Annotated in this window: 16 protein-coding genes and 1 pseudogene; 2 read left to right on the forward strand and 15 right to left on the reverse strand. The window is 66.8% G+C overall.

The window, feature by feature from the left end; all coding sequences use genetic code 11:
* Positions 1–7: 7 nt before the first annotated feature.
* From LYSCAS_RS00250 to LYSCAS_RS00285, 8 genes are all read right to left on the reverse strand, one after another.
* A complete protein-coding gene (locus LYSCAS_RS00250) occupies positions 8–1561 on the reverse strand; it encodes a phage tail sheath family protein (protein ID WP_213435063.1) in 1554 nt (517 codons plus the stop codon).
* Between the two features lie 24 nt (positions 1562–1585).
* Positions 1586–2746 (reverse strand): hypothetical protein, encoded by a 1161-nt coding sequence (locus LYSCAS_RS00255; protein ID WP_213435064.1) that lies wholly within the window; start codon positions 2744–2746, stop codon positions 1586–1588.
* A 23-nt stretch (positions 2747–2769) separates the two neighbouring features.
* Entirely contained in the window at positions 2770–3438 is a 669-nt protein-coding gene (locus tag LYSCAS_RS00260; protein ID WP_213435065.1) for a hypothetical protein, read from the reverse strand.
* Entirely contained in the window at positions 3438–4022 is a 585-nt protein-coding gene (locus LYSCAS_RS00265) for a DUF4255 domain-containing protein (protein WP_213435066.1), read from the reverse strand. The genes LYSCAS_RS00260 and LYSCAS_RS00265 overlap by 1 nt, the downstream gene beginning before the upstream one ends.
* Positions 4019–6493 carry an AAA family ATPase gene (locus tag LYSCAS_RS00270; protein WP_213435067.1) on the reverse strand — a complete coding sequence of 825 codons (2475 nt, stop codon included), beginning with the start codon at positions 6491–6493 and terminating at the stop codon, positions 4019–4021. Before LYSCAS_RS00270 ends, LYSCAS_RS00265 begins: the two co-directional genes overlap by 4 nt.
* Positions 6494–6699: 206 nt before the next feature.
* On the reverse strand, positions 6700–6942 hold the full coding sequence (locus tag LYSCAS_RS00275) for a hypothetical protein (protein WP_213435068.1): 243 nt from the start codon (positions 6940–6942) through the stop codon (positions 6700–6702).
* A 65-nt stretch (positions 6943–7007) separates the two neighbouring features.
* Positions 7008–7226, reverse strand: a complete 219-nt coding sequence (locus tag LYSCAS_RS00280; RefSeq protein ID WP_213435069.1) for a hypothetical protein — start codon at positions 7224–7226, stop codon at positions 7008–7010.
* 72 nt (positions 7227–7298) lie between these two features.
* Positions 7299–7511 carry a hypothetical protein gene (locus tag LYSCAS_RS00285; protein WP_213435070.1) on the reverse strand — a complete coding sequence of 71 codons (213 nt, stop codon included), beginning with the start codon at positions 7509–7511 and terminating at the stop codon, positions 7299–7301.
* Between the two features lie 210 nt (positions 7512–7721).
* Here LYSCAS_RS00285 and LYSCAS_RS00290 point away from each other — a divergent pair, with 210 nt between their 5' ends.
* The gene (locus LYSCAS_RS00290; protein ID WP_213435071.1) at positions 7722–8519 is read left to right on the forward strand and encodes a restriction endonuclease; all 798 of its coding nucleotides are present in this window, start codon (positions 7722–7724) and stop codon (positions 8517–8519) included.
* A 3-nt stretch (positions 8520–8522) separates the two neighbouring features.
* Here the strand turns inward: LYSCAS_RS00290 and LYSCAS_RS00295 are convergent, their stop codons facing one another.
* The 7 genes and pseudogenes from LYSCAS_RS00295 to LYSCAS_RS00330 all read right to left on the reverse strand — a co-directional run bounded on the left by LYSCAS_RS00295 (position 8523) and on the right by LYSCAS_RS00330 (position 11859).
* Positions 8523–9035 carry a hypothetical protein gene (locus tag LYSCAS_RS00295; RefSeq protein WP_213435072.1) on the reverse strand — a complete coding sequence of 171 codons (513 nt, stop codon included), beginning with the start codon at positions 9033–9035 and terminating at the stop codon, positions 8523–8525.
* A 47-nt stretch (positions 9036–9082) separates the two neighbouring features.
* Positions 9083–9540: pseudogene (locus tag LYSCAS_RS00305) on the reverse strand (RDD family protein).
* A 92-nt stretch (positions 9541–9632) separates the two neighbouring features.
* Positions 9633–10346, reverse strand: coding sequence for a hypothetical protein (locus LYSCAS_RS00310; RefSeq protein WP_213435075.1), 714 nt, complete (start codon positions 10344–10346; stop codon positions 9633–9635).
* Between the two features lie 193 nt (positions 10347–10539).
* Positions 10540–10893 (reverse strand): nuclear transport factor 2 family protein, encoded by a 354-nt coding sequence (locus LYSCAS_RS00315; protein ID WP_213435076.1) that lies wholly within the window; start codon positions 10891–10893, stop codon positions 10540–10542.
* On the reverse strand, positions 10890–11237 hold the full coding sequence (locus tag LYSCAS_RS00320) for a nuclear transport factor 2 family protein (protein ID WP_213435077.1): 348 nt from the start codon (positions 11235–11237) through the stop codon (positions 10890–10892). The genes LYSCAS_RS00315 and LYSCAS_RS00320 overlap by 4 nt, the downstream gene beginning before the upstream one ends.
* Before the next feature lie 65 nt (positions 11238–11302).
* The gene (locus tag LYSCAS_RS00325; RefSeq protein ID WP_213435078.1) at positions 11303–11512 is read right to left on the reverse strand and encodes a twin transmembrane helix small protein; all 210 of its coding nucleotides are present in this window, start codon (positions 11510–11512) and stop codon (positions 11303–11305) included.
* Positions 11509–11859, reverse strand: coding sequence for a hypothetical protein (locus tag LYSCAS_RS00330; RefSeq protein ID WP_244858601.1), 351 nt, complete (start codon positions 11857–11859; stop codon positions 11509–11511). The genes LYSCAS_RS00325 and LYSCAS_RS00330 overlap by 4 nt, the downstream gene beginning before the upstream one ends.
* Before the next feature lie 90 nt (positions 11860–11949).
* Here LYSCAS_RS00330 and LYSCAS_RS00335 point away from each other — a divergent pair, with 90 nt between their 5' ends.
* Positions 11950–13380, forward strand: a complete 1431-nt coding sequence (locus LYSCAS_RS00335) for an aminotransferase-like domain-containing protein (protein WP_244858603.1) — start codon at positions 11950–11952, stop codon at positions 13378–13380.
* The last annotated feature ends 49 nt before the right edge of the window (positions 13381–13429 follow it).

Raw genomic sequence — 13429 nt, forward strand, 5'->3', positions numbered from 1 at the left:
ATGTCTCCTAGCGCTGGGGTTCGGCGGTGTTCTGGAAGATCCGGAACACGACGAATTCCGCCGGACGCACCGGCGCAATGCCGATCTCGCAGATCAGGCGCCCGTTGAGGATGTCGTCCTGCGTCATCGTGGTGCGGTCGCAGGTGATGAAGAACGCTTCTTCCTCGGTGCGCCCGAACAACGCGCCCAGCCGCCATTGCGTGCGCAGGAACAGGCGGATGGTGTCGATCACGCGCGCCCACAGCTTGTCGTCGTTGGGTTCGAAGACGACCCACTGCGTGCCTTCGTAGATCGAGCGTTCGAGGAAAATGAAGAGCCGGCGCACGCTGACGTACTTCCACAGCGCGTCGGAACTCAGGGTGCGCGCGCCCCACACGCGAATGCCGCGGCCCGGGAATTGCCGGATCGCATTGATGCCGCGCGGGTTCATCTGGTCCTGCGTGCTGTCGTCGGTCTCGGCGCTCAGCTGCAACGCGCCGCGCAGGATCTCGTTGGCCGGCGCCTTGAACACGCCGCGCTCGGTGTCGGTGCGCGCGTACACGCCCAGCGTGTGCCCGCCCGGCGGCACCAGCGTGCGCGCGCCGGACTGCGGATCGGAGATGTAGATCCACGGGTAGTAGAACGCGGCGTACTTCGAATCCGCCACCGCGTTGCGCGGCTCGAACGCCGTCGGGTTCATCGTCTTCTGGCAATCGACGACGGCGAAGCGGTACTTGAGGTTCTCGCAATGCGTGATCAATTCCTTCGCGATCCCGAAGTCCACGCCCGGCGCGTACACCAGCGAGACATCGCGATACGGGTCCAGCTTCAGCGCGGCCAGGCCTTGCGGCTCGGGGCGTGCCGGCAGCAGCACCTCGCCCACGTAGTCGGCCGAATCCGGGACGCCGCCTTCCGCACCGTTGGCGGACAACGGCAACGCGTTCGCGGTCTTCTGCGGGATCGATCCTGCAGGCGCGCCGGTCGCGATCAACGTCGCCAGCGCGGAGCTGTCGAGCAAGCGCTTCTCGTAGAAATCCGGCGAGACGCGATTGCCGACCAGGTCGTCGAAGTTCTCCGCGTACGAGGGGAACGGCGGCTTGGTCGGATCCTTGAACCATTCGGTCGGATCCTGCGTCGGCGTGGTCGCGTAGTACGCCAGTTGCAGGCGGAAGCCGATCGGCACCAGCGTGCCACCGGGGCCGGGCCGCTTCGTCGAGCTGTCGGACACGTAGGCGTACACGCGCTTGCCCCACGCGCCGGAGCCCACGGCTTTCACGAGGAAGTTGGCCGGCAACGCGACTTGCGCCGGCGTGGCCGTGTCGTCGGTGATGCGGCAGACGAACAAGCGCTTGCCGCCGTTCTCGAAGAAGCCGTTCACGGTGTACGGCAGGTACTTCTCGGTGGAGGTCACGCCGCCGAACCAGCGCTGGTAATCCTTGTAGCTGGTGACCATGCGCGGCATGGTCGGGCCGCGTTCGGCTTCGCCGAGGAAGGCCGCGGTGCTGGTGGGCACGCCTTCGATCGGCTTGGGGCCGCGTTCGATTTCTTCGATGTAGACGCCGGGATGCAGGTACTCAGGCATGGCCGTTCTCCGGTGTTCGGTGCATCACGCGCCGGACTGTTTGGGGGTGTCTTGCTTGGTGGGGGACTGTTCCGGCGTCCCGGGCTTCTTCGGCTCGGGATCCTTGCAGTCGTCGTCCGGGCCGTTCTTCGTCCGGTACGGCGTGCAATCGATCGGCGTGGACAGCTCGGCCTTGAACGCGGCTTCGAGCGCGTCGATCTTCGCCTTGACCTGCGCGGTGGCGCGTTCGACGTCCTGCTTGGCGGCTTCGAACTGCGCATGCGCATCGGCGAGCAGCTGCACCTGCGGCAGGTAACGCTGCGTCACCAGGCAGCACAGGATGTCGGCCAGGCCATTGGGATCGACGAGGTACGGCAGCGGCGGCAACAGGCGTTGCAGCGTGGTGCCGATGGCGGTGTCCGGGCCGCAGCAATCGTCGGGCGGAATTTCGCCGCACGTGCAGATTTCGACGTAATCCTTCACCTTCGACGTCGCGCTGCGCGGGCGGATCGCCCAGTGCCTGGGAATCAGGGTGACGAACAGCGCGTACAGCGCGCCGGGCGCATCGGTGCTGAGCATGCCCCGCACCGTGTCGATGAGCGCCTTGTTGGCGGTGAGCGTGTCTTCCAGCGTCTTCGCCGGATCCTCCCACGCGGCCAGCACGTCCTTGATGCGGTTGACCACGGCCTGGCGTTCGTCGCGGTTGCGCTCGTGCCAGCTGGCCCGCTCGCGCAAGGTATCGACGGTGGTGGCGAAGGTGCCGGTGCCGTTCAACTGGCGCTCGAGCGCGCGGATGTCCTGCAGCAGCGGGCACAGGCGGCATTCGAGCAGGCAGCTCCAGCACTTCACGCTGCACGCCACGTCGTCGGCGAGCTTGCCGATGGCGGTGTCCTGGTCCTGCCAGTCCTTCAGCAACGCCTGGTATTTCTCGTTGGTGAAGTTGGCCCGCGCGGAAAGCATCTTGTCCTGCAACGCGCGCAGCTCGTCGGCGAAATCCTTCGCCAGCGCGGCTTTCTCGGCCAGGTGCGCCTGCTCGCTGATCAGGCCGTCGAGGCAACTGCCGCCAGTGCCGCCCGGACCGGGCGGACAGCAGCACTTCGGATCGCACTTCTCCGGATCGGGCATCTTCGGCGGCGTGGGCGCGACCGGGGGTTTGCATTTCGGCTCCGTCCGGCTCGGCGGATTCTGCTCAGGCGTCTGGCTCATGGCGACGGTCTCCTCGGGTTCGATCAGGTCAACTGATCCCAGGCGTAAATCGCATCGACCGCGCGTCCTTGCGGATGCGCGAACTGCACGGACTTCTCGATCGCCGGCTGTCCGGGGGGCGCGCGGTTGGCGATCAGTTTCAGCGACAGGTTGCCGCCGGCCAGCTGCGGCAGGTCGGCGGGGACGAAGGGAATGAACGCCGCGAACTCGCCGCGCGCGTCGGTGAAGAAACGTTGCGGCGGCTGGCGCCAAGTGGTGCCGTCGTCGTCGAGCCATTGCAGGCGGACGGCGGCATTCGAAATCGGCGTGGGCGCAGTGCCCAATGGCGGCACGGTTTCGATGAGCGCGCCGCGGATCGCGGTGGTGCCCGGTGCGAACGCGTAGTTCGCGCGCGGCTGCAAGGCGATCGTGTGCAGCGGCAGCGTGACGTCGGCCTGCGCGAGATCGGCGCCGGCGAACGGCAGCACGCCCGGATCGATGGTGACGCCGGCGAAGCCCGCGAGGCTGTCGCCGCGCCAGACGAACAAGCCGCCGTGGTTGACGATGGGCGGGGTGCGGATCCCCTTCGCGCGCACGGTGATGCCCTGGCTCATGCGCTGCAGCGTCACGGCGTCGAGCACTTCCACGGCGAGCGTGGCCTTGCGGGTCCACGCGCGCTCCAGCGGTTCGTACACGTCGAAGGTGCGGGCCATCACTCCACCTCCGTCGTCGCGCGCATGCCGACGTCGAGGCTGTCTTCGAGGACCACGCGCGCCGGGATCGGCGGCAGCGCCGGATCGATCCACACCGGCGAGGCGACGTACGCGATCGACGTCCGATAGTTGGCCGTCGGGAACAGCGCCCAGATGCGGCTGGTTTCTTCGGTGGTGAGCGGCTCGAGCGTGAGGCGCACCGGTTCCTGGTTGACGGGCGCGCCGCTGATGACCGGATCCGACTGCAGCGCCTGCATCGCGAAGCCCAGCACGCGCAGCAGCGGTTCTTCGCTCATGCCCGGGCGCGTGCCCACCGTGAGCAGGAAATACAGGTCGAGCGGCAAGGCGTTGTCGTGCACGATCACCGCGGGCGGCGGCGTGTTCGAGGGCACGCGGTGTTCCCGATTGCGCAGGCTGGCGTTGGGCGCGATGCGATACAGGAACAGGATCAGCGACGCGCCGACGGCATCGGTGTCGTCGAGTGGGCCGATGAACACCGTGCCCGGATCGCCCGATGCGATGACCGCCTGCTGCAGGCGCGCACCGAGTGCCTGCGTGACGCGGAGGATCGCGTCGGCGTTCATGCGACCTTCCTCACGTCGGTGTCGAGCTGCACCGGCGGCATGCCGAGCTTGGCGAACTCCGCGTTGGTGGCGCGCGCGATGTGCGACAGGTCGATCTTCTTGTCCGCCGCGGCGGCGATGAACGCGGCGCGCAGCGTGATCTGGCGGATGTGGCCGCCGGTGAGGTCGATACGGCGGCCGAGCAGGCGGAAGGCCGCGTCATCGAGCGCGCCACGCGCCTTCGCCGGCAGGCAGCTGCGCCAGATGCGGTCGCGCGCTTCGGCGTCGGGGCGCGGGAAATCGATGATGAAGCGCAGGCGGCGCAGGAAGGCGGCGTCGAGGTTCTGGCGCAGGTTGGTCGTGAGGATCGCCAGGCCTTCGTACGCTTCCATGCGTTGCAGCAGGTAGGCCACCTCGATGTTGGCGTAGCGGTCGTGCGCGTCCTTCACTTCGCTGCGCTTGCCGAGCAGCGCGTCGGCTTCGTCGATGAGCAGCGCGGAGCCGGAACGTTGCGCGTCCTCGAACACGCGGTCGATGTTCTTCTCGGTGTCGCCGATGTACTTGCTGACCACGCGCGACAGATCGATGCGCAGGATCTGGATGCCGAGCTTCCGCGCGACCGCGAGCGCGGCCATCGTCTTGCCGGTGCCGCTGGGCCCGTGGAAGAGCGCGGTGACGCCGCGGCCGTAGGGAAGTTGGTCGCCGAAGGACCAGTCGGTGAGCACGCGATCGGAGAGCAGCACGTTGTCGACGATTTCGTCGAGCTGGTCCTTGCGGTCCTTCGGCAGGATGACGTCGTCGAGCGAGAACACCGGTTCGATGCGCTCGACCAGGCGCGAGATGCCGCCGGAGGCGACCTGCTTGCACGCGAGGAGGAAGTGGTCGAGGCGTTGTTCGGGCGTGCCGGTGGCGGTGCTGGACGCCAGGCGCATCGCTTCGTCGATGCCCGCGATGGAGAGCGCGAAGCGGCGCGTGGCATGCGCGGCCTGGGCTTCGGAGAGCGTGAGGCCTGCGGTGTGCGCGGCTTCGCGCAGGGCGTCGACGTGGGTGGCGGCCGAGAGCGGCGGCGCCGGCAGGCGATCGAATGGCATCGCGCCCAGCAGGCGTGCAAGACGCGAGGCGTCGGCATGGATCACGCCGGCATGCGCGCCGGTGCGGCCGATGGCGGCGAGCGCGCGACGCAAGGTGTCGTCCGAATCGGCATCGACGTGGGTGAGGTCGACGACGAGCGGGCGATCGGCAAGCAGCGCGGCGCGGCCGATGCGGATGCCGGTGTCTTCGAGGTCGTTCGCGTCGAGGGCGGCGATGCGCGTGCCTTCGAGGCGCAGCAATTCGGATTGCTGCGCTTGCGCGCCGAGTTCGAGCAGCGCTTGCCACCCTGCCCCGTCGTCGCCGGCGAGCAACAGCCATTGCGATTGCGCGGCGGTGGCGAGTTGGCGGACGACCGCCGCGGCGTGTGCGCGCAGCGTTTCGGAATCGATCAGCGCGGCGCCGGGCCACGGCGCCAAACGGAACAGGCGGCGGATGCGCGCGTCGCGCAGGAGCGCGTCGTCGTCGCCGAGGATCCAGGCAACGAGGGACGGATCGAGGCGCAGCGGTTCGTCGGCGGGCGGGAGCAACGCGCCCGGCATGTCGAACACACGCCAGCGCGCGAGGTTGCCGGTGGCTTCGAGCTGGAAGCGCACGTCGACCGGATCGCCGAGCAGGCCTGCGCAGAGGCCGAGCGTGCCGACGCGGCGGCCGAGATCATCGAGCAGGACGCCGATGCAGCGCTGGTAGCGCGGATCGAGTTCGGGCGCGAGTGCGAGCAGGAGGACGCGGAGCTCGAGGTCGGTGAGTTCCATCGCGGAGACCACGGCGGCGAGCGGTTCGTCGCGTGCGTGCGCAGCGGCGAGCGCCTTGTCGAGCGCGGTGTTGGCTTCGGTCAGCGCATCGTCGGGCGGCGAGGTGGCGTCGTCGAGTTGTTCGACGACGCGCGCGGGCGCGACGGTGAGGCCCGGCAGGTCGCCGTGCGCGGCGCCGACGTTCGAGGCGGCGTGGCGCAAGGTTGCGTGCAGCCACGCGATGCCTGCGCGCAGCAGCGGTCCGTCGGCAGGCATCGTCGCGTCTTCGCCGAGCGGTGCAACGTCGGCCGGCGCAACGCCATGCGGTTCCGCCAGCACGCGGATCTGGTCGAGCAGGTTCTGCAACCCGATGTCGTTGAACGCCGTGCGCACCAGGTTGCCGAACGGCGTGCCGACGCGGATGACGACGAGGCCGACGCGCCCGGTGAGGCGGCGTTCGGCGAATTCGGTTTCGTGGTCGGGGCCCACCAGTACGAGCACGCGCGGCGGGTCGCGCGGGATGGCGGCCAGCAGCGCTTCGATATCCGCGATCGGCACCGCGCGGCCCGCGACCAGCGCCATGTCGACGCAGTTTTCCACCGCCGCGGCGATGCCTTCGGCTTCGATGTCCGGCGACGTTGCCGCCACCAGCACCTGGATGCGCGCCACGGATTGGCCCCTGCTGCGATCGAGTGCGACGTTCTCGCACTCGCGCCGGAGCGCGGCAATGCATCGTGTGGGATCGATGTGGACCGGTGCCGTTCGGCCGGTCGCGATGGATGCGCGGATCGGCGCGCGGGGCGACCGAAGGATCGGTGCGGCGATGGGCCTTCAATGGATCCGCGCATGGATCCAAGGATCGGGGTGGCGCCCGGTCAGCGGCCGCCGTAGGCCAGCGTGTCCATCATCTCCGCGAAGCGCGACCAGTCGATGCGCTTGCGGATGTGGCGGTTGGCGCCGCGCCAGTAGATCGAGCCGCGGCCGACTTCGAGCTCGCCGAGTTTCGACGCTCCGGCGAACACCTCCAGCCGCAGCGCGGACTTGGCCTTGACGAGTTCGACGTTGGTGAGCTCGGCGCGGACGACGTGTTTGCGGGCTACGCGCTTCGTGGTGGCCATGTCGCCTCCCGGGGGATCAGCACGGCGGCAATGCTGGTGCCGGGCGGCGTGGGGGAGGCGTGATGCTAGGGCGCGGGCGGCAGGTCGTCGCACAGGGCGCATGCCCTGCCCCGGCGCGCGTTGTAGAGACGCGAGGCCACGTAGACCGCGGCAGTGATCGAGGCCCAGAGCAAGGCCTCGCTGATCGCGAAGGCCATCGGGCGGGAACGCAGGAGATGCGCCGCCGCGATGACGACGAACGCGAAGGCGAAGACGGTGGCGTACCAGCGGAGGATCGGGCGCATGCGGGCGGTTCCTTGGGAATCGCCAACAAGGACGCCGCCGGGGCCGCGATGTGACCAGGGCGAACCGCTTATTTAGTCGAGACCGACCTGCCCCGCGCGGAGGACGGCGGGTTCGCCCAGCGTGGGTGCGCCATCGCATTGCGGGCGCATCTCCTGGGTGGCAACGCCCGACACGCAGGCCATGGCCTGGCGGTCCGCCGCTTCCCATTCATGCAACGACCAACTGAAGCCGGCCACGCTGCCGAATACCGCGAGCCACAGGGCTCCTTCCCTCAACGCCTTCATGTTCGATCGTCCTGCAAACGTGCGCGCATGCTAACGGGTTGATGCACCTCGGGCGGCGGGGGTGGGGTGAGAAAAATTCTCGAATGGGCCGAAGCATTGCGTTTTCGCGCAAAGCGTAGCGTTTATGGAGCCCATCGGGATCTCCGCCACTGCAGCGAATCGCTGCGTCGCGGCTCATGCTTCGGCTATGGTTCGGCCAGGGGGATCCACATGGCTCGAAGAAAAGAAAGCGGTCTGGACATCGTTGCTTCGATGCCTTGGCCCATCGGCATGGCACTGGGCGTCTTTGCGTTCCTCGGGATTCGCTACGGCATCGGGGCGTATTTCGCTCACTCGGGAAGTCCCATCGCGCAGGGCCTGGGCCAACAACTTTCGGACGGCGCGCTGTCGCCACTTGCCTGGATTGCCATGCTGCTGTGCTGGGTCGCCGCGGGTGTTTCGTTCCTTCGAAGCAAGAAGCGAAAGCGACTCCTCGAAACGCAAAGCGGATTGGAGAGTGTCGCGAACCTGGGCTGGCGCGAGTTCGAGATGCTCGTGGGCGAGGCCTACCGCCGCCAGGGGTACACCGTCGAAGAAACTGGATTGGGCGGCGCCGATGGCGGCATCGATCTGGTCCTGCGCCGCGATGGCAACAAGACGCTGGTCCAGTGTAAGCAGTGGCGCACGCGACAAATCAGCGCACCCAAGGTGCGCGAGATGTGGGGACTGTTGCATCACCACGGCGCCGATAGCATCAAGATCGTTGGTGTGGGCGAGTTCACGCGAGATGCGGCGAAGTTTGCGGAGGGCAAACGGATCGAGCTGGTGAATGGCGACCGGTTGGTCGAGATGGTGCGGTCCGTGCAAAGCGCAGGCACGCAAGCCACCGCACCGACTGGCCTCCACGTAGCCTCGAAGCAGCCGGAGTGCCCGAAGTGCGGCGCGTCCATGGTGCAGCGGGCGAATCGCAAGACAGGCGAATCCTTCCTTGGGTGCAGCAAATACCCCGTCTGCAAAGGCACGCGCTAGCAACTACTCGGATTCCCCCGCGACTAGGTCCATCGCCGCGATCGTCGCCACGAGCAGCGAGCCGCAATAGTCCTTCAAAGGGAGGCAATGCAGGTATTGCGCATCGAGCCATTCGATTGCAATGCGACACCCCTCCTCGCTCATCGCGACGCCAGGCTGCTCGAAAAACTGATGCGCCAACGCGTTGCGATGGTCCACGACAGACTTGACGTACAGCGCGAAATTATCGATGTCCGTCGAGGCGATCGATTCCACCAGTCGCTGGGCGGTGGGCCCCAGCGACTGTCGTTTCATGTCCGCGCGAAACTGCGCCAATGCTGTCGATCCCAGCGCGGCACCTTGCGGGTGGATATACGGAATCACGCGCTTCAGGCTGCCTTCGACCTGGTTGAACAGCAACAGGTTTCGACCCATTCGGCCCAGCATCGCCTCATGCGTCTCCGGGCTCGGAGGCACCAACTCGTCGCCGAGGTTTCCGAGGATCTGCGCTATTTCAAAACGATCGTAGGCAGGCATGTCTTTCCAGGCCCTTGCAGACCTCGCGCACGTGCGCGCAGCAACTATCAGGCCTGTTCGAAGACGACGGTGGGACGCTTGCGAACCACGACCGTGCCGGCAATGTGGTCGTGCCAGCCTTGCTTCTTCGGATCAAATCCCACCCACAGGTATCCGACGCACAGGCCAATCAAGCTCACGAAATAGCCCAGGTAGCGTGCAATCGCCCTGCCGGTCGAAATCGTCGCACCTGTTTGCGCATCGACGACCTTGGCGCCCACCACCATCTTGCCGGGGGTCTGCCCGTGCGAACCACCCAGAACCAGATCACCAGGACCGCGGGAAGCAGCCAACTGATCACGAAGTCCGCCGGCCCTTCGATAAAGGGACCATCCCCAACGAAATACTCCTGGCCATAGATGACATAGAGCGCCGGAAACGTCACCAGCATGATCAGCAGCGTGTCGATGATCGACGCAGCGACACGGCGCCAGAATCCCGCGTATTCGAGATCGAGGTTCTGCATTTGAAGTCTTCCCCTGATTGGTTCATGAGATCGCCTCTCAACCCCTTGAGCGGCGACCGGTGAAAAGGATAACAAGCCTGATCCGCCATCGCTCAGGAATTTCGACGCCCCCTCGCGCCTCGCTTGCAACGCTTCACGGCCATGAGCACGCCAGGAAACACACGATCGTGCTCGCTGACGAAATCATGGCAGCGCCCGCTGAAGTGCACCGCGTGTGCGTCTAGCGCACCGGTATCGAGACGCCCTAACCACCCAGCGAACGCCTCCTTGGCCATGCCCGCATCGACAATGCGCTTTCCGCGCTTACCTTCTTGCGAGACTGCGGCCAAAGGTATGTGCGGCGCAACAAACACCACAGCCAATCGATGGTCGGCCTGATCGGAAGTCAGGTTACCGGCGTCACGCTTGGCGGCCTGCATTGCGGGAGCAAGGTAGTTCTTCCTCGCGCGGCTTCCGATCGGCTGCCACGCCTGCTTTGCCTCGATCGCAAAGCTCGTGGTTGCGTGCGCCACGTAGAGATCGCAACGACCCCGGACATTCTCGCGCCGATCGACATCGCCGTCCGGCAGGACGCCACGCTTGGTAGTGCTGAATTCTTCGAGCGCATTCCATCTCGGCAGGCGCCAAGCCGCGCCGGCAAGCGTGCTCAGGCTTGCTCGCTCGTTGTACCACCAGGGATTGTCTTCGAACTGGTCGGCAGCACAGAAGTCGTGGACGACCTTGAGCCAACCATGCAGCAATGGCTGCAGTCCGTTGAGAACGCGTTTGGTCTGTACGATCTCGATGTTCGCGACGCGACTTGCCATCTGTACTCCACCCCCAGGTATTCGTCCGGGAAGAAGAACAAGGCACAATCAATAAGTCAAAGACTGTTTTACAAGAACCAGCGTGTTGCAACGCGTCAGAGAATAATTCTCGGATGACTGCTGGCTGTTACACAACAGCCCATCAATCAGCGCGTCGAAACAGTCTGGCGCGCGCGATGCGCCACGGCGACGACTAGGCAATCTCCAACGCCGCAATCCGCTCCCCCCGCAGCCGGAACTTGAACACGAACAACATCGACGACCCGCCCGGGAATGGCCCGGTCACGCGCACCCGAACGTTGTATTCGTCGGCCACCTTGCCCTTCAGCACCTTGAGGATCTCGAACTTCCGCCCGGGGTAGTGCTGCGCAAGTTCGTCCTGCCACGCGAGCATCGAGTCGCGGCCCTTGTACAAGGTGCCGCGATCCATGATCACCGCGTCTTCGGTGAAACAGCAGTCGAGCAACGCTGCATCGCGCCGCGGCGCGCCCAGGTACTGCACGATCACGGCGGGCAACGCATTCGGCACTGGCGCGATCCGGCTCACGCGATCTCCAGCACGGCGATGCGATCGCCGCGCAGCTTGAACCGGAACAACCAGCGCACCAGCCTGCCCTCGGTGAACGGCCCGGTCACCCGCACGCGCACGTGGTACTCGTCGTCCGCGTGCTGCGTGGCCTTCAACACTTCGAAGCGGCGCTCGGGAAAGTGGCGGGCCAGTTCGGCCTGCCAGGCGACCATCGAGTCCAGGCCCTTGTACAGCTTGCCGCGATCGAGCACGTACGCGTCTTCGGTGAAGCAATACGACATGAAGGTGGCATCGCGCGTGCGCGCGGCGAGGTACATCAGCAGCACGGGAGGCAGCGAGGCGGGCGGTGCGCGGAATTCCATCCGCGCATTATGAATGCAGGCCACAGACGACCGCGTGTAGCAGCGATGACGAATCGTGGGGGCGATCAACCCGCCTGCACCCCGTGCGCTTCGATGAACCCGGTGGCCATGCCGATGATGACCAGCACGATCAACCCCACCGACAGCGCGATGCGCTTGGTCAGCGCGTTGACGGTGCGCTTGCTGGTGCTGTCGTCGACCAGCATGAAATACAGCCCACTGCCGAGGTTGTAGAGGATGAGTCCGAGGAAGGCGACGATCACGAGGGTTTTCATGCGGGCTTGCTCGATGCGGGAAAGGATTTGCCGCGCGCGCGCGGGCCGGTGATCCAGGCGTGGCGCGCCCACAGGGCCAGCGTCATCACGCCGAGGAACAGGCCGTACGACACGGACGTTGCGAGCACCTGCTTCCACATGCCGCCGAACTGGCGGTCGGCGTTGAACATGCTCCAGTACATGCCGAGCGCGGCGGCGGCCGTGGCCAGCGCAAGCGCGGCCATGTCGAAGCTGCGCCGTGCGGGCGTGCGCGGGGCGCGCGGGTAGATCCAGTACAGCGCGCCGAGGATCAGGAACCACGGCAGGAACAGGATGAGGGCGAGGTTGAGTTCGACTTCGGGATTCATGGGGCGGCCCGGGGCGGGATGTGCGCACGGTAAGGCGCGGCCGGCGCGCGCGGCAGGGGCAGTTGCGGCGAGAATCACCGGATCAGTCGGATGGACCTGGGCATGGCGGCCAAGCGGTACGAAACCCTGGCGGATGACATCGCGGCATCGATCGCGCGCGGCACGCTGAAGCCGGGCGACCGGTTGCCGTCGGTGCGGCAGGCGCGCGCCAGCCGCAACGTCAGCGCGGCGACGGTGTTCGAGGCGTACTACCTGCTGGAGTCGCGCGGGCTGATCCAGTCGCGGCCGCGCTCGGGCTATTACGTGGCGGCGCCGCCGACGAAGGCGCGGGCCGCGGTGCCCACGGCGCCATCGCAACCCGATGGCCAGGCGCGCGAGGTGAAGATCACCGATCTCATCTTCGACATGTTGCAGGCGGCCACGCGGCGCGAGGTGGTGCCGCTGGGGTCGGCGTTCCCGAGCCCGTTGTTCTTCCCGTTGCCGCGGCTGGGGCGCGCGCTGGCGGCGAGTGCGACGCACCTGGATCCGTGGAGCACGGTCGAGCACCTCACGCCCGGCAGCCTCGAACTGCGGCGGCAGATCGCGCAGCGGTATCTGCTGGATGGCGTGCGCGCGGACGTCGACGAGATCGTGGTGACCAACGGCGCGATGGAAGCGCTGAACCTGTGCCTCGCGGCGACGTGCAAGCCGGGCAGCGCGGTCGTGGTGGAGTCACCGTGTTTCTATGCGTGCCTGCAGGCGCTGGAGCGGCAAGGCTTGCGCGCGATCGAAGTGGCGACCGATCCGCGCACGGGCGTGGACCTGGAAGCACTCGACACCATCCTCGTGCGCGATCGCCCCGGCGCGGTGTGGGTGATGACGAATTTCCAGAATCCGCTCGGGGGTTCGATGCCGGCGGAGAAGAAGCAGGCGCTCGTGGACCTCGTGCACCGGCATCGCGTGCCGCTGATCGAGGACGACGTCTACCACGAGTTGTATTTCGATCCGCAGCGGCCGGCGTCGACGAAGGCGTTCGATCGCGACGGGTGGGTTCTGCACTGCAGTTCGTTTTCGAAGACGCTGGCGCCGGGGTATCGCATCGGCTGGGCGAATGCGGGGCGCTTCGCGCGCGAAGTGGCGCAGCAGAAGCTGGGCGCGTCGCTGGCGACGTCGATTCCCGTGCAGCTGGCGCTGGCGAGTTACCTGGAACGCGGGAGCTACGACCGGCACCTGCGCGGTTTGCGCGCGCGATTGCGCACGCAGCGCGATGTGTATGCCGCGTTCATCGGCGACGTGTTTCCGGCCGGCACGCGCGTGGCGCATCCGGACGGCGGTTACTTCCTCTGGGTGGAACTGCCGGAAGGCTGCGATGCACTCGCGTTGGCGCAGCGCGCGCTGGCCGAAGGGATCAGCGTGTCGCCGGGGCCGATCTTTTCGCCGGCGGGGGCGTTCCGGAACTGCGTGCGGATCAACTTCGGGCATCCGCTGGATGCGCGGGTGGAGGCGGCGTTGACGCGGGTTGGGGAGATGGCGGGCGGCTGAGGCGCCCCCTCCCCGGCCCTCCCCCGGAGGGGGGAGGGAGAATAAAAGC

The sequence above is a fragment of the Noviluteimonas caseinilytica genome (assembly GCF_018406605.1).
GTDB classification, from domain to species: Bacteria; Pseudomonadota; Gammaproteobacteria; order Xanthomonadales; family Xanthomonadaceae; genus Noviluteimonas; species Noviluteimonas caseinilytica.